General features: G+C 35.5%; 17 protein-coding genes. 4 read left to right on the forward strand and 13 right to left on the reverse strand.

Annotated elements, in window-relative coordinates; genetic code table 11:
- Positions 1-7 precede the first annotated feature (7 nt).
- On the forward strand, positions 8-835 hold the full coding sequence (locus DS830_RS04915; protein WP_118908468.1) for an undecaprenyl-diphosphate phosphatase: 828 nt from the start codon (positions 8-10) through the stop codon (positions 833-835).
- A gap of 84 nt (positions 836-919) precedes the next feature.
- Here the strand turns inward: DS830_RS04915 and mgtE are convergent, their stop codons facing one another.
- From mgtE to yjbM, 4 genes are all read right to left on the reverse strand, one after another.
- Positions 920-2,290, reverse strand: a complete 1,371-nt coding sequence (gene mgtE / locus DS830_RS04920) for a magnesium transporter (RefSeq protein ID WP_118908469.1) — start codon at positions 2,288-2,290, stop codon at positions 920-922.
- A gap of 67 nt (positions 2,291-2,357) precedes the next feature.
- On the reverse strand, positions 2,358-3,251 hold the full coding sequence (locus tag DS830_RS04925; protein WP_118908470.1) for an RluA family pseudouridine synthase: 894 nt from the start codon (positions 3,249-3,251) through the stop codon (positions 2,358-2,360).
- The gene (locus DS830_RS04930) at positions 3,248-4,048 is read right to left on the reverse strand and encodes an NAD kinase (protein WP_118908471.1); all 801 of its coding nucleotides are present in this window, start codon (positions 4,046-4,048) and stop codon (positions 3,248-3,250) included. Before DS830_RS04930 ends, DS830_RS04925 begins: the two co-directional genes overlap by 4 nt.
- Positions 4,026-4,700: a GTP diphosphokinase gene (yjbM, locus tag DS830_RS04935; RefSeq protein WP_118902684.1), complete on the reverse strand. Its 675-nt coding sequence runs from the start codon at positions 4,698-4,700 to the stop codon at positions 4,026-4,028. The genes DS830_RS04930 and yjbM overlap by 23 nt, the downstream gene beginning before the upstream one ends.
- 154 nt (positions 4,701-4,854) lie before the next feature.
- On the opposite strand from yjbM, the gene DS830_RS04940 reads away from it, so the two are divergent.
- Entirely contained in the window at positions 4,855-5,469 is a 615-nt protein-coding gene (locus DS830_RS04940) for a DsbA family protein (RefSeq protein ID WP_118902687.1), read from the forward strand.
- Here DS830_RS04940 and DS830_RS04945 read toward each other — a convergent pair.
- The 4 genes from DS830_RS04945 to DS830_RS04960 form a co-directional block, all read right to left on the reverse strand.
- Entirely contained in the window at positions 5,417-6,298 is an 882-nt protein-coding gene (locus DS830_RS04945) for a competence protein CoiA (RefSeq protein WP_162887525.1), read from the reverse strand. The two genes, DS830_RS04940 and DS830_RS04945, sit on opposite strands and share 53 nt — an antisense overlap.
- Positions 6,299-6,426: 128 nt before the next feature.
- Entirely contained in the window at positions 6,427-7,071 is a 645-nt protein-coding gene (locus tag DS830_RS04950) for an adaptor protein MecA (protein ID WP_118908473.1), read from the reverse strand.
- Positions 7,072-7,202: 131 nt separating this feature from the next.
- Entirely contained in the window at positions 7,203-7,601 is a 399-nt protein-coding gene (gene spx, locus DS830_RS04955) for a transcriptional regulator Spx (RefSeq protein ID WP_118902695.1), read from the reverse strand.
- A gap of 227 nt (positions 7,602-7,828) precedes the next feature.
- Positions 7,829-8,566 carry an MBL fold metallo-hydrolase gene (locus DS830_RS04960; protein WP_118908474.1) on the reverse strand — a complete coding sequence of 246 codons (738 nt, stop codon included), beginning with the start codon at positions 8,564-8,566 and terminating at the stop codon, positions 7,829-7,831.
- Between the two features lie 25 nt (positions 8,567-8,591).
- Between DS830_RS04960 and DS830_RS04965 the strand changes: the two genes are divergently transcribed.
- The gene (locus DS830_RS04965; protein WP_118908475.1) at positions 8,592-9,014 is read left to right on the forward strand and encodes a hypothetical protein; all 423 of its coding nucleotides are present in this window, start codon (positions 8,592-8,594) and stop codon (positions 9,012-9,014) included.
- Here DS830_RS04965 and DS830_RS04970 read toward each other — a convergent pair.
- The 5 genes from DS830_RS04970 to DS830_RS04990 all read right to left on the reverse strand — a co-directional run bounded on the left by DS830_RS04970 (position 9,011) and on the right by DS830_RS04990 (position 13,867).
- Positions 9,011-11,002 carry a copper-translocating P-type ATPase gene (locus tag DS830_RS04970; protein ID WP_118909100.1) on the reverse strand — a complete coding sequence of 664 codons (1,992 nt, stop codon included), beginning with the start codon at positions 11,000-11,002 and terminating at the stop codon, positions 9,011-9,013. The two genes, DS830_RS04965 and DS830_RS04970, sit on opposite strands and share 4 nt — an antisense overlap.
- Before the next feature lies 1 nt (position 11,003).
- Positions 11,004-11,420: a CopY/TcrY family copper transport repressor gene (locus tag DS830_RS04975; RefSeq protein WP_118908476.1), complete on the reverse strand. Its 417-nt coding sequence runs from the start codon at positions 11,418-11,420 to the stop codon at positions 11,004-11,006.
- Between the two features lie 121 nt (positions 11,421-11,541).
- Positions 11,542-13,275: a phosphoenolpyruvate--protein phosphotransferase gene (gene ptsP, locus DS830_RS04980; RefSeq protein WP_118908477.1), complete on the reverse strand. Its 1,734-nt coding sequence runs from the start codon at positions 13,273-13,275 to the stop codon at positions 11,542-11,544.
- Complete coding sequence (locus DS830_RS04985) at positions 13,275-13,541, reverse strand: phosphocarrier protein HPr (protein WP_118902710.1); 267 nt, start codon at positions 13,539-13,541, stop codon at positions 13,275-13,277. The genes ptsP and DS830_RS04985 overlap by 1 nt, the downstream gene beginning before the upstream one ends.
- A 140-nt stretch (positions 13,542-13,681) precedes the next feature.
- A complete protein-coding gene (locus tag DS830_RS04990) occupies positions 13,682-13,867 on the reverse strand; it encodes a hypothetical protein (protein WP_118908478.1) in 186 nt (61 codons plus the stop codon).
- Positions 13,868-14,174: 307 nt separating this feature from the next.
- On the opposite strand from DS830_RS04990, the gene DS830_RS04995 reads away from it, so the two are divergent.
- Positions 14,175-16,358: an ATP-dependent Clp protease ATP-binding subunit gene (locus tag DS830_RS04995; RefSeq protein ID WP_118908479.1), complete on the forward strand. Its 2,184-nt coding sequence runs from the start codon at positions 14,175-14,177 to the stop codon at positions 16,356-16,358.
- The last annotated feature ends 245 nt before the right edge of the window (positions 16,359-16,603 follow it).

Here is a 16,603-nt window from a genome sequence, read left to right on the forward strand (position 1 = left end):
AAATTACATGTTAAACATTTTCAAAGCAATTATTCTCGGTATTATTGAAGGAATTACCGAATTTCTACCGATTAGTTCTACCGGGCACTTATACTTGGCTAATGAATTCGTCAAACTGCAGGAATCATCTGCTTTTATTAATATGTTCATGGTTGTTATTCAATTAGGGGCTATTTTGGCAGTGGTTGTTATTTATTTTCACAAGTTAAATCCTTTTTCACCACGCAAAAGTACTGAAGAACAGCACAATACTTGGATTTTATGGTTTAAAGTCATCGTGGCTTGTCTTCCATCAGTCATTGTTGGCTTGCCACTCAATGACTTTATGGATGAACACTTTAATACTTGGCCTGTTATTTCCGCAACATTATTAATCTATGGTATTTTATTCATTGTTGTTGAAAACTATAACCGTCAAAGACAAGCAAGTCTGACTAACCTTAATTCTTTGCCATATTCCATTGCCTTGGGAATTGGATTATTCCAAGTACTATCTTTAATTCCCGGTACTTCCCGTTCGGGAGCAACTATTTTGGGTGCGATGTTGATTGGTGCATCACGTTTTGTTGCGACTGAGTTTTCTTTCTTTTTAGCTATTCCTACAATGGTTGGTGCCAGTGGTTTGAAGTTGTTCAAATATTTTTGGCATGGACATACTTTTACTGGTTCGCAAACCATCGTGCTATTAGTCGGTACCTTGGTTTCCTTCATTGTCGCCTATATTGCTATTAAATTCTTATTGGATTATATCAAGAAAAACGACTTCAAAGCTTTTGGCTGGTACCGAATTATTCTTGCAATAATTGTTATTGGTTATTTTGGTTTTATCAAATAAAATAAATATATTCAAAAAGCATAATTGCTGACAGTTATTCACAGCGATTATGCTTTTTTGATTTTGCAATTTTGTATTAAATTACTACATTCCCTTAAAAAATCCCATAAACAAACTAGCAATATTAAAATAAATCAATACACTAGTTAAATCACTTAAGGTACTAATAAATGGTCCACTTGCTACCGCAGGATCAAAGCCAATTTTGGCCATTAACATCGGAATTAAGCTTCCTGCCAAATTAGCAACTGTAATAGCAGCCATCATTGCTAAACCAATGACTGCACCTAAAACAAAGCTATGCTTCCAAATGCCCACCACTATCATAATGGTCATACCTGTTATCAAACCTATCACTAATCCAGTAACTAACTCTTTCAATAATAATCCCCAAAGATGCTGTGGTTTATTATTAGTTAAGGACAAACGTCGAACAGCAACCGCTAAGCTTTGAGTACCAGCATTACCGGCAGTACCGGTAATTAGTGAAATGAAAACTGCTAAAATACTCGCTTGACTAAGTAAATCCTCAAAATGAGCAATCAAAGTCGCAGTAATCATCCCTAAAAATAATAAGGTAATTAACCAGGGTAAGCGGCTGCTAGCAGCCTTCAAAGGTGTACTTTTAGACTCATCGACATCTACACCGGCTAATTTAGAATAATCATCTTGAGCTTCATCATCAATAACTTCAATTACATCATCTACTGTGACAATTCCCATTAATTTGTGGGCATGATCAACAACCGGCAAGGCCACAAATTGATAATCACGAAAGACCTGAGCTACCGCTTCTTGATCATCATCAACAAAAACCGAAATCACATTGCTTGTCATAATCGTACTTAAAACAGCTTTTTCATTATGTGTAAATAATTCCCGCAACGACAAAGTTCCGACTAAATCATTATCATCGTCTATTACGTATAAATAATAAATAGTTTCAGCTGTATGAGCAAATTTGCGCAGTAAATCTAAAGCTTCCTTAACGTTTAAGTCTTGGCGCATGACTACATAATCAGTAGTCATCAACCCTCCAGCTGTTTGGGTATCATAATGCAATAATCCCCGTAATTGATTAGCATCTGCACGAGGCATCAGCGCCAGATAGCGATCAACTTCACTTTTATCTAAATGTTCCAAAAAATCGGCCGCATTATCATCATACATGCTGTTCAAAACATCAGAAGCATACTTTAAATCCATCTCAGCTAAAATTTTTGACATATCTATCTGATCATCTTCTAAGGTGTCAAACATATCTCCCACTTCATCAGGAGCCATGATTTGATATAGTTGCAAACGCTGCTCATGATTTAATGTTAAAAAGAATTGTCCTTGCTCATAAAAATGCATATCCAAAAAACGTTTGCGAAATTGTTTAGAATGTTGTTCATCTAAGAGCTTTCTTAGTTTATGAAATTGTAAGTTAATTTGATTTTGTAATTCTTGCACAATTTTCACCTAATGTCTGGGTACCGAAAAAGCAGCCCGTTCATTGACTACAAAATCTGCCCGTTATTTATTTTCTATTTTGTAATAATTTTTGTAAATCATTCGGTAAATCCGCTTTTACGCTCAATTGCTGATTAGATATCCGGTTAAAAAAACTAAATTGGCGGCAATGAAGTGCTTGACGCTGAATTAATTGTACTGAACCACCGTAGGCCTGATCACCTAACAATGGATGGCCAATATGCGCAAAGTGAACTCGGATTTGGTGAGTACGACCAGTGATCAAGTTGACTCTCACCCAAGCAAAGTTTGCATATTGTTGAATCACCTGATATTTAGTTAAGGCATATTTACCTGTTGGACTCACGCAGCGTAAATTATGATTGTATGCATTTACCCCAATAGGAGCGCAAATTTGCCCAGTTAGTTCTCGTGAAGTAAAATTACCCTGAACTATCGCATCATACTCCTTAACAACGTCAGGCGTTCGAAATTCAGCAGCTAAGAGACTATGTGCATAAGCATTTTTAGCAAAAGTAATAACCCCCGAAGTATCACGATCTAATCGTGATACTAAATGAATAGCATCATTACTAGCTTTACTTATTTGGAGATAATATTTTACATAATTAGCCAAGGTCGCACTGGTAATATTCATTACTGGTAAGGAAGCTAAACCAGCAGGTTTATTAACTAACAAATAATTATCATCTTCGTATAAAATGGCTAATGGTCCAGCAATGGCAGCAATTTTATCTGATCCTTCTTCTTGTGGCAATAATACTACAACTTCATCTCCATAATGCAGCTGATAACCGAAATAACGCCGGTGATGATTAACATATAATTGTCCTTGATGAAACTTGAGTTGTTTTAACTGAGTTTTGGAAAAACCCTGCTGGCTCAAAAAATTCATTAATTTTTGCGGATGCTTGTCTTGCTTTTGCCAATGATAAATCATTTATCACCATCCACCAAAAAGGCATTTCTAACCCGCAACCAAAATCTCTTGGGACGATATGATGCTATTTTAATTGTTTCTTGAGATATTTGATAATCAACCTTTTGCACAGAGCAATGATCATAAGATAAGTTATCAATCGTAACAATATAATCAGTTTGCGGTGCGGGAACCACAGTTAAAATTTGTTTTTGCGGTAAAATCAGCGAAGAATTAACCGTTCGATATACCCGGTTATTAATCGGTGCAATTTCATTGAATTGCATCACTGACAAAGAAGGATCAATAATTGCGCCTCCTAAGGACTTAGAATAAGCTGTCGAACCACTAGGTGTTGATAATACAATCCCATCACCACGAAAGCGTTCAAAACGACGACCATCAATCATTATATCTGCTCGCATTGTCTGTGAAACCCGCTTTAAAATTGATTCATTTAAAGACAAAAAATGACTAACTACACCACTACTAAACGTAACTTTAACATCTAACAAGGGAAATTTAATAACATTTTTTTGCTTATTCACAATTCGACTTACTAATTCATCTACTTCGCTATCTTGCCAATCAGTATAAAATCCTAAGTGCCCGGTATGGATACCGACAAATTCGATATGAGATAATTGGTTATTAAAGCGATGAAACGCACTCAAAAAAGTCCCATCACCACCAACAGTAATTACTAAATCAGGATTTTTCTCGCTAATTATGATTTTTTCATATAACAATTTTTGGCGTAATTCTTGAGCAATCTTTTGAGAAATACTTTTCGCATTATTTTGAATCCAAACTTTCATGTGAATGCTCCTTTATCGGTACAGATTCAGGACCTTTTTGGTTGGAAAAGTATTGCTGTGCATCTTGAATTTCACCACGAATTTTAGACATTTCTTCATCCAGCATAAAAGAAGCTTCCGCAGCTCTTTTTAATCGGGCATTAATGTCTTCTGGAAAATCGCCTTGATACTTATAATTCAAGGAATGTTCAATAGTTGACCAAAAATTCATGGCTAGAGTCCGAATTTGAATTTCTGCTAAAATATCTTTGACACCATCAGCTTGTTGAATCGGATATTTGATGACCATGTGATAGGAGCGATAACCACTAGGCTTACTATTAGCAATATAATCGCGCTCTTCAACAACTGATAAATCAGTACGATCATGTAAGATATCAACAACTTGATAAATATCTTCTACAAATTGACACTGAATTCTAATTCCCGCAATATCCTGCATATCTTGTTCTAATAACTCATCTTTAATATATCGTCGTTGCATTTTTTCTTTAATACTTTCAACTGACTTGACTCGCCCCATCACATATTCAATGGGCGAGTGTTCACCCTCTTCAATGTATTCTTTACGCAAGCTGCGTAATTTGATTTTCAATTCATTTACTGCTTGTTCATAGGGCAATAAGAAAGTTTTCCAATTTCTTTTCGCCATTGCGCTCACCTCAACGTTTTAACTATACCATATTCTGAAGTGAAATTTAGCAATTTACCTTACAGTAAAAGCGCAAATAAATTGCAACTTTGTCAAAATTTGATAAGGTAGTATTTGAACTTTAGCCAAACTTCACCATTAAGGAGGGTTTTTCATGTGGGAAATATTTATTTTTGTTAACCCTATTGGAAATCGCTGTTTAACAACCGAAAAAACTATTATACAATTTGCTCAACAACACAAAATGAGCGTTCATTTTAAATTTATCGCTCTCAATAATGTATATGCGATTGACGATTACATGCAGCGAAATAATCTGGATTTACATAATATCACTTTACGTAATAAAGTGACTGAAAAAATCCATCAGGCAACACTATTTTACAAAGCTGCAACCTTTCAAGGCAACAAAAAAGGCCGCAATTTTTTAATGTCTTTGCAAGATGCCATTAATATTAATCATTTAACTTTTAATCTGGATTTAGTTAAATCCTTAGCGCAACAAGCGCACCTCGATTGGGAAACTTTGGTAGCCGATAAAGACAGTCAATTAGCATTTACCCAATGTCAAATTGATCAGCAAAAAGCAGCTCAATTCAAAATCACCGCGCCACCAACCACCGTAATTTATGATTATTCTAATTATCTTTGTGAGCAAGGTGTCATTATCCAAGCTTGTTCATTGGCGCAATTGCAGACTTTTTTAAACAAACTTATTAAAAAAGATTATCAAATTTTGCTTGATCGGCAGTTACACACGCTTGAATAACTGATTCACTAATTAATGGTAAATCAGCTACAACATTGGTGTCCATAAGTTTTAAGATGGTTAAATAACACGGCCAATAACGATAGATTGGAAACATCGTTGTTGGTGGTGTTTTTTTAATGAAAAATAATAACGAGCATTGATGTTGATAACACCAATTTTGTAACGCAATAAAATTTTGTTGGGGATGCAACTGCTGAAATTGATACCACTGCTGCCAATCAATAGTATGCACAGGATAAGACGGCGATTTTGGCTTGAGATGCGATAATTGTTGCCAATTTTCAATTTTTGCTTGCTGCCAATACAATTTATTGCTATAAGGGCTACTTTGATAATGATGGTTTAATCGTAAAAAATCATCTTGTGGAAGTTTAAATAAAACATAAAATCCCCAACTGCTCGAATAACTGACAACATTTTGCAGATGTCTTAATTTATGAGCTTGTTGATAATGTTGTGGGCCAAAAATCCATAAAGGCTTTAATCCTTTTTGCACATATAATTGGTTACGGCGTTGTAATTCTTTTTTACTAATTGGCGAACATTGGTATTCAACAGCAAATTGCCAGCGCTGATTGCGCGCATACAAATCTAAGCGTTGCTCAACATCCCACACATACTCTAAATCAACCACAAAAAAGGACGCAAAAAATTGCGCTAACCAATGCTTCCCAGCTAAATGCAGCGAGGATTCTGGTGCTGTAATAGTTTTAGAGCCTATATGTCGAAAATATGGTCGCTTAACACCTTTAATTAACTGAACAGGACGTTTGCATTTAGGGCAAAAAAATAATTCATGAGCTGGATTTTGGATGGCATAAATCAACTTTCCCTTTTGATTATAGGCAGCTAAAATAAAATCACCCTTAAGTTAATTACCCTACAAAATCCAAAATTCCAAAAAATTGCTAAAAAAATAGGACAAAAATTGTCCTATTGCTGAGTACAATAAAATTATTTGAAGTAATAACGTGTCAATTCTAAGGCAGTTTGTTGCATAACCACTTGACCAAATTCAGATAAAACATCCGCTGGTTGCTGGACGACTTGGCCATATTCTTGAAGCAAAGCAACCAAGTTACTAACAGTGGTACTGCGCAATTCATCAACATAGACAGTTAATTTTAAATAATATTGATTTTGATATTTATATAAATCGCTCACTACACTTTCAGCCACTAAAACTTGGCTTAAAGCCACAAAATCTTCAAAATTATCAAATTTAACAACAATTTCTTGCACTACAGCATTGCTTTCATCAACATCAGTCATATCGTCATCATTAGCTTCGTTCTGATCTAATAAACCTAAAGTCTTCAAAAACTGATTGGATTCTTGTAAAGAATCATCTTTGCCATCCTTAGGTGCTTTTGAGATTAATAATTCTAAGCCATTACTATTAGGCACTACCTGAAAAGTGACAGTCTGATCTTGGGCAAAAGTATGATCGGTATCAACTTCTTCAAGAATACTATAAAAAAACGACTCAATTTGCTTGCGGTTTCCGAGTAAATCTAGTACAGTCACGCCTCGTTCTTTTAAATCGTGATTGCCTAAGACTACACGAATCATATTCTCGCTTACGTGTTCAATTTCCACGGCTGCCAACCACCAATCTTCATTACTTATTACCTTATTTTAACAGTCACATTATTAATGTAAAGCAATTAACCCAAAAAGAGTTGAAACAATCAATGATTGTTTCAACTCTTAGAGTCAAGCAAATAAAATTAAACTGTTTGTGCCTCTTGTAATTGCTTTAATTCCATTACTCGAACCTGACGTGGCAAAAACCGCCGAATTTCATCTTCATTATAACCAACTTGTAAACTCTTATCATCCATCATAATTGGACGCCGTAAAAGTCCCGGATTAGTTTCGATCAAACTAATTAACTGATCAATTGTTAAATCATTAATATCCATTTTTAAAGCTTGATAAGCCTTGGAACGTGTCGAAATGATTTCTTCAGTACCGTCTTCGGTCATTTGCAAAATTTTCTTAATTTCATCTTTAGAGAGCGGTTGTGCAAAGATATTGCGTTCTTTAAAGGGAATATTGTGCTCTTTAAACCATTTCTTAGCCTTTCGACAAGATGTACAACTTGGAGATGTATATAAAGTTACCATAGATGAATCTCCCCTTTCATTAGAAAGTTGTAAACATTATTGCTACAAAAACTATTATAATAGGTATAAGTCAAAATGTCCATATTTTTTCAAAAAAACCCCGAAAATTTGTTCTGTTTTCACAAGTACAATTGGAGAAAATCACTTATAAATAGGCATTTTATTTTTTCTGAAAATTATTAATTGAAACACTTTTCACTAATTATTTGGATAACTTAAAAATAATATTAAAAAACAATTTTGAGTCCAGTTCTAGCTCTTATTACAGCAATATCGCCAGCCGCTTGTTGGGCTTCACGTTGTAATTTATCCAAGGAATATTCTTGTGGCAAATGAGATATAACCAATCTTTGCACATGAGCATCTTGTGCCAATTTACCAGATTGCTGTGAAGTCATATGCCAAATTTGCCCCTTTTTTGCTGCGCCAAAATTAGTATCAGTCACTAATAAATACGCTTGCTGAGAAAATTCAATTAAGCCTTCAAAATATGCAGTATCAGAAGTAAAAACAAAAATTTTATTATCCTTTTTTGATACAATTTTGGTAGCAAAAGCTGGCACTGGATGAATTGTTTTTAAAAAAGTAATCGTAAAAGGACCTAAATCCAAAGGCTGCAGATCTGAATATGCTAGACCTTGACTGACGTTGGGCATGGTTAAAGAAGCAAAGTTCAAAGGATCTTGCGTATGTCCATAAATTGTTAATTGGGAATGTTTCTTCTTGCCTGTTTTCAGCTGCCAATAATATTGCAGAACGCCTAAATCTGCCATATGATCATGATGATAGTGAGTGAGTAAAACAGCATCTAATTGCAAAGGGTCGATAACTGTCATTAACGAATTAAGCACCCCACTTCCACAATCCAAAAGCAAATTAAACCCTTGTTCTTGAACTAAATACCCACTGGTGGCTTGTCCTCGATATGGATAACCGCCATAATAACCTAGTATTGTTAATTTCATGATTACACCTCGTTAGGAGAATATTATGTTTGATTTAATTATCAATTTAGGAACCAAGAAGTTCTTGACTCCCTACATCACTAAAAATAGTATTTTTGCATATAATATGCAATATCACGATGACTTTATTTTGCTGCAATTTAACCAACCACTAAGACTAACAATGGCTAGTTGTTGGCATCAAATTGCTGCTTTCCAAAATTTCTTAAATAGTTCCAAATTTTATTTAATTTATCTTAATTTAAATCAAGACAATCAAAAATTATTAATCAGTCAAACTAATTTACTACCTCAAAATGTTAATTTATACCAACGAGATAATCTGCGACAATTATTATTATTAACAGAAGATGCACAAGTATTAACCTCTGTAGCAGATATTCTCCATTTGACAATTACGCAATTAAACGCTGCTGTCACTCATTATCAAGTAGCTAAAGATGACTAAATTTTCAACAGAGAAGCATTAATAGCAACAATGATAGTTGATAAAGACATTAAAATAGCACCAACTGCAGGACTTAAAACAATCCCTGCAAAAGCAAATATGCCGGCTGCTAGTGGCAAAGCAATAATATTATAACCGGCTCCCCACCACAAATTCTGGACGGTTTTACGGTGGGTATTACGTGCCAACCGTAAAAATTTAACAATATCTAATGGATCACTATTAACTAAAACTACATCTGCTGACTCAATAGCAATGTCTGTTCCTGCACCAATCGCTACACCGATATTAGCTTGCGCCAAGCTAGGAGCATCATTAATGCCATCACCGACCATCATTACTTGATGACCAGCTGCTTGCAGTTTGAGAATTTCAGTTTGTTTGTCTTGGGGCAACAAATTCGCCTTAAATTCCGTTATTCCTAATTGTTGAGCAATATCAGCCGCAACAGCTTGATTATCACCAGTTAACATGATTGGTGTCATATTTTGTGCTTGTAACTGTTTAATTAATTCACGGGCAGTGGGTTTGAGTTGATCACCAACGCCTAAATAACCTACTACTTTGTTATTGGCAATTAAGTAACTGGTGGTTAAGTTCTCATTAGAAAGTTTTGGCAAATCAATATCTAATTCTTTAACGGCTTTTTGATTGAACAATTGATATTCCTGATTGTCAATTATACCTTTTAACCCACGACCAGCTAAGTTTGTTACTTTAGTAGCCCTTTGTGGCTGTAAATGTTGTTCTTGTAAATAATGTTGAACACTTTGAGCGATTGGATGATTGGATTGGGCTTCTAATCCACCAATTATTTGAATAAGTTCTTCATCGGTCCATTGAGTTGTCAATGAACGACATACTTGTACTTGAAACTTGCCTTGAGTTAAGGTTCCAGTTTTATCTAATAATACATAATCTATTTTGGGACTGATATCAATCACTTGACGATTGCGTATCAACAAGCCATTTCGAGCGCTTAAAGTGGTACTGCGTGTATTCACTAAAGGAATTGCTAAACCCAAAGCATGCGGGCAAGCAATCACTAAAACGGTAACTAAGCGTTGGAGACCTGTAGCAAAATCAATCAAGCTTGCCCAAACAATTAACGCTATAATACCAATGACCAAAGCTGCATAAAATAACCAACCAGAAACTCGATTAGCCCGGGTCTGCAATTTAGATTTGTTATGTTGTGATTCTTGAACTAATTTTTCTACGTTAGCTAAAAATCCTGTTTCCACACTTTTAGTAGCCTTAATAGTCAAAGTTTGCTGACCATTAAGGGAACCGCCAATGACACTATCACCAGTTTTTTTTGTTACTGCTTGACTTTCACCAGTGACCAAGGATTCATTAACTGAACTTTTTCCAGTTAATACTGTGCCATCCAGAGGGATTGACTCGCCAGCACGTACTTCAAAGACTGCGCCTACTGAAACTTCATTTAAGTCAACATCTTTAATCTGATCACCTTTTTGAAGATGAACTTTAGCTGGTAATAAAGATGCCAACGTATGAACCGAACTTTGTGCGCTCATTAATGATTTCATTTCCAACCAATGACCTAATAACATAATTAAAATTAGAGTTGCTAATTCCCAAAAGAAATCCATTATCATCTCAGAATTATGCAAAAGATCATTTTGAATAAAGGCATATATGCTGTAGGTATAAGAAGTCGTAATTCCCAAGGCAATCAAGGTCATCATTTCTGGACGATGATTTTTTAATTCTTCCCAAGCTCCTTTTAAAAATGGCTGCCCACCATAAAAAAATAACGCAGTTGCAAAAATTACAACTATAATATCAGAACCAGGAAATTGAAATTGAAATGGTAAATGAAAGCCCATTGCGGGCGATAAAAACAGAATAGGTACCGCTAAAACAAGTGATGTCCAAAACTTTTGCTTAAAATTTTCCATATGCATCATTTGTCCACCTGGCATCATCTCATGAGAATGATGCATCATCTTCATATCAGACATTTCACTCACAGTTATGACCTCCAACTACACAATCGCAGTCAATTTTTTTTGGTGCTGTTTGCATTTTTTTTTGTAAAATTAATTGCATCGATTGAATATCTTTTTGACTTAAAGATGTGTTTTTTAATAAATTTATAATTGTTTGGCCTTTCTTCATAGCACATAAATGACTAAACAAAGCCATTGTCGCTTGATTCATCGCTGTATTTTCAGCAATTAATGGATAATAAACAAATGGTCGTTGTTGTCTTTGAGCTGCTAAACAGTTTTTTTTAACTAAACGTCCTATTAAAGTCTTAATAGTAGCAGGTTGCCATTGTGAGTGGCATAAGTTAGCAATAATTTCTTGTGAAGTAGCTTTTTTTAATGTCCAAACAACGCGCATAACTTCCCATTCAGCATTCGATATTTCTTCCATCAGTTACCTCCTTTTTGTTATTTAAATTTACATTTGTAAACATGAATTGTCAACTCTTATTACTTATATTACCGCAAAAGAAAAAGCCTAAAGCGTATGCTTTAGACTTTTAGTTAGAAGTTTAATGTTTATGAGCTTCTACAAATTCGCTTACTAATTTTTTATTGTCATCATTGGTTAAGGAAACATTGACTGCTTGATCAACTAAAGATTTAAGTTCTTCAGTATTCAAATGCTTCATCAATGAACGAACTTTCAAAATTGAAGTAGCACTCATTGAATATTCATCTAGCCCCATACCCATCAATAATGGCGTCATCACAGGGTCACCAGCAGCTTCACCACACATACCAACCCATTTTCCTTCTTTATGTGCCGAATCAATGACATACTTGATTAAGCGCAAAATGGAAGGGTTATAAGGCTGATAAAGATAAGAAACGCGATCATTACCACGATCTGCTGCCATTGTATATTGAATTAAATCATTAGTTCCAATGCTAAAGAAGTCAACTTCTTTAGCAAATTGGTCTGCCAAAACAGCAGCAGCTGGAACTTCCATCATGATACCAACTTGAACATTAGCATCATAATCAACGCCTTCAGCCTTAAGCTTGTCCATTTCTTCTAACAAAATTGCTTTTGCTTTCCGAAATTCTTGCAAAGTACCAATCATTGGAAACATAATTCTTAATTGACCAAAAGCAGAAGCACGCAATAATGCTCGTAATTGTGTCCGGAAGATATCTTGACGATCTAAGCTAATACGAATAGCCCGATATCCTAAGAACGGATTCATTTCTTCAGGAAGTGGCAAGTATGGTAAATGTTTGTCGCCTCCAATATCCATTGTCCGAACAACGACCGGTTTACCAGCCATACCTTCTAGAACTTCTTTATAAGCTTCAAATTGATCTTCTTCTGTTGGTAATTCGGCTGAATCCATGTATAAGAATTCGGTCCGATACAAACCAATAGCTTCTGCACCATTAGCAATTACACCGGTTAAGTCTTTTGGTGTACCAATATTAGCTGCGATGTCAAAATGTTTGCCATCAGCAGTAATTGTAGCTGCGTCTTTCAATTTAGCCCATTCAGCTTTTTCAGCAGCATAATCTTGAGCCAATTGTTGATAATGTTGAATATCATCATCACTAGGATTAATAACAACATCACCATCAACGCCATCAATAATTACTGTGTCATTAGCTTTAATATCAGTAGTAACTGTGTCGGTACCAACAATTGCTGGAATTTCTAAAGAACGAGCCATAATAGCAGAATGAGCTGTACGACCGCCAACATCAGTTACAAAAGCTTTAACGTATTTCTTATTCAATTGAGCAGTATCACTTGGAGTTAAATCATGGGCAACAATCACTACTTCATGATCAATCAAAGCCGGATTAGGTAATTCGACTCCCAACAAGTGGCTCATCACTCTTTTAGTAACATCACGCACATCAGCTGCACGCTCTTGCATATACTTATTATCAGTCATTGCTTCAAACATTGCAATAAACTTATCAGCAACATCTTTTAATGCCTGCTCTGCGTTAACAGCATTCTCTTTGATTTGCTTTTCAACTTCACCAGTAAATTCTGGATCAGCTAAAATCATCTTATGCGCATCAAAAACTTGAGCTTCTTCTTCGCCTAAAGAATTCTTAGCAATATCTCGAATAGTAGTTAACTCATCATCGGACTTTTTAATTGCTGCTTGGAGACGTTGAACTTCAGCAGCAACATCACTTACAGACGTTTTCTTAAAGGAAAGATCAGGTTCAACCAATAAGTACGCTGGAGCCGTTGCAAAGCCATCACTAGCAGCTATTCCCTTTAAGGTTTTAGTCATTATTCTGAAAGTCCTTCCTTTGTCATGGTTTCTGAAATTGCAGCCATTGCATCACTTGCGTCTTCACCATCAGCAGTGATAGTTACATCAGCACCTTGACCAACACCAAGAGACATAACACCCATAATGGACTTCAAATTAACAGTCTTGCCAGAGTATTCAAGATTAATATCTGAACTAAATTTGCTAGCTGCTTGAACTAACATTGTTGCTGGACGTGCATGAATACCTGTTTCTGCAATTACGTGAAAATCTTTCTTTTCCATATTTAAAAACCTCACTTTAAATTAAAAATAATTTTCATAATTAATGAAAAGGATTAACTTAACATCAATTTTAACATTACCATTATTCAAAATACATGGCAAGTCTTTAAGCAAAAAAGTTCTGTCAATCCTATTAACTTCTACTTGCTTTCGTTTTCAGAAAAACAATAGATAACTTTCCCATCATGTGCTGCAGTTCCAATAATTTGTTTGTGCTGCGGGCAGGCAAGCCAAGCTTGATTAAAAGCAAAAAAATTATCTTCATTAATTTCAATTTGCTTAACTTTGCCGGCAACTAAATCTTGCAGCAACTTAACAAAATCCATCACCTCACCTCCTGCTCTTAAACTTTTCTACCATTATATTATATTCATTATTTTTTTGCAGGGCTAGCGCAAAATCGCGTAAAAAAATAATTTATATTTCCAAGACTTAGCACTTGCATGTGTCGAGTGCTAATCGTATAATAACAATTGTACTAAATAATTAGTACAAATTATTCATGATTTCTCAAGTAAGACCAGTACTTGCTTAAACTGTGATATTAATTGCTTATTATATTCCAATCATAACCAGTTTAGTAAATAAAATGACCTTACTCAATTTTAGATAAAGAAAGGTGGAATCGTGTTAATGCTTTGTCAAAATTGTCATAAAAATGAAGCAACTATCCATCTCTATACTAGTGTTAATGGACGAAGAGCAGAAGTTAATCTCTGCCAAAACTGCTATCAAAAATTAAGAGACCAACAAGGTCAAAGTGGAAACTCAATGATGTACAGTGATCCCTTTGGTTTTGGTGATTTAGGTGAATTATTCGGTAATATCGATCCCCAACAAGCAGCCATTCGGCGTGGACAGGAAGTACCCAATCAACCACAACGTGGTGGGAACAACCGTAATGGCGGTAATGGCATATTAGATCAATATGGGGTTGATTTAACAGCTCAAGCTAAAGCTGGCAAGATTGATCCAGTTATTGGTCGTGACCAAGAAATTTCTCGTGTAATTGAAATTTTGAACCGTCGTACTAAAAATAATCCTGTGTTAATTGGTGAAGCCGGCGTCGGTAAAACTGCTGTCGTTGAAGGTTTAGCCCAAAAAATCGTCGATAGCCAAGTACCTGAAAAGTTGCAAAATAAGCGAGTTATTCGTTTAGATGTTGTTTCCTTGGTACAAGGTACTGGTGTCCGTGGACAGTTTGAACAACGGATGCAACAGTTAATTAAAGAATTGCATCAAAACAAAGACATTATTTTATTTATTGATGAAATTCATGAAATTGTCGGTGCTGGTAATGCTGAGGGAGGAATGGACGCTGGTAACGTCTTGAAACCTGCCCTAGCTCGTGGAGAATTACAATTAGTTGGCGCTACAACCTTTAATGAATATCGCCAAATTGAAAAAGATTCTGCGTTAGCTCGGAGACTACAACCAGTTGAAGTAAACGAACCTACCGTTGAACAAACATTGCAAATTTTAAAAGGTATTAAACCTAAATATGAAAGCTATCATCACGTCAAATATACAGATGATGCGATTGAAGCTGCAGCAACCTTATCCAACCGTTATATTCAAGATCGCTTCTTACCTGATAAAGCCATTGACTTATTAGATGAATCTGGTTCACGCAAGAACTTGACTTTGAATCCAATTGATCCTAAAGACGTTCAACAAAAGATTAATGAAGCTGAATCACAAAAACAAACGGCTCTCAAACAAGAAGATTATGAAAAAGCGGCCTTTTATCGAGACCAAGTGAAAAAGTTTGAAGCCATGCGTGATGATAAAGTAGATACAGAAAAAGAACCTACCGTTACTGAAAAAGATATCGAAAAAATTGTTGAGGAAAAGACTAATATTCCAGTAGGCGAATTGAAGTCTCAAGAACAAGAACAATTACGTAATTTAACCCCAGACCTAGAAGCTCATGTTATTGGCCAAGAAGATGCCGTCAAACAAGTTAGTCGGGCTATTCGCCGTAATCGGGTTGGTTTTAATAAGACCGGTCGGCCAATTGGTTCGTTCCTATTTGTAGGTCCAACAGGTGTTGGTAAAACGGAATTAGCTAAGCAATTAGCACGTCAGTTGTTCGGCAGCAAAGATGCAATGATTCGCTTCGACATGTCAGAGTACATGGAAAAACACAGCGTTTCTAAGCTGATTGGTTCCCCTCCAGGGTATGTTGGCTATGAGGAAGCCGGTCAATTAACTGAGCAGGTTCGGCGTCATCCTTATAGTTTAATTCTGCTAGATGAAATTGAAAAAGCTCATCCTGATGTAATGCATATGTTCTTACAAATTATGGATGACGGACGTTTAACTGATTCTCAAGGCCGCACTGTTAGTTTCAAGGATACTATTCTCATCATGACTTCTAACGCTGGCCAAGGAACTACTGAAGCTAGTGTCGGCTTTGGCGCAGAAGCTAGTGGGACAACTAATTCAGTCATTGATAAGTTAGGCAACTTCTTCAAGCCTGAATTTTTGAACCGCTTCGATGGTATTATTGAATTTAAGCCATTAGAGAAAGATAGTCTCATGAAAATTGTTGATTTGATGATTACTGATACTAACAAAATGATTGCTGATCAAAACTTAGATATTACAGTTACTCCCGCTGCTAAAGAAAAGATTGTTGATTTAGGCTACAATCCAAGTATGGGGGCACGGCCATTGCGGCGTGTTATTCAAGATCAAATTGAAGACAAAGTAGCTGATTATTATTTGGATCATCCTGATAGCAAGCATTTAAAAACTGATGTCAAAGATGACAAAATTGAAATTAGTGCCGCTGAAAAGACAACTACTGAATAGAAAAAAAGCTGAAACCTACTGGTTTCAGCTTTTTGTATACATACAATAATTGCTATAATGAGGCAAAAATAGGAATGATACTATGTTTATCTTTCAACAAGTTTCTTGTAATCACTTTACCCAAAGTTGAACAAGCTGAGGCGCTGTTTTGTCACATTGGCCATGATTGTTTGAAAATAGAATAATATAACTTAAGTAACTCATAATTAAAAAGAACAATTTTAAAGAACTTTAAAGTCTATTAT

This window comes from Bombilactobacillus bombi (genome assembly GCF_003522965.1).
Taxonomy (GTDB): Bacteria; Bacillota; Bacilli; order Lactobacillales; family Lactobacillaceae; genus Bombilactobacillus; species Bombilactobacillus bombi.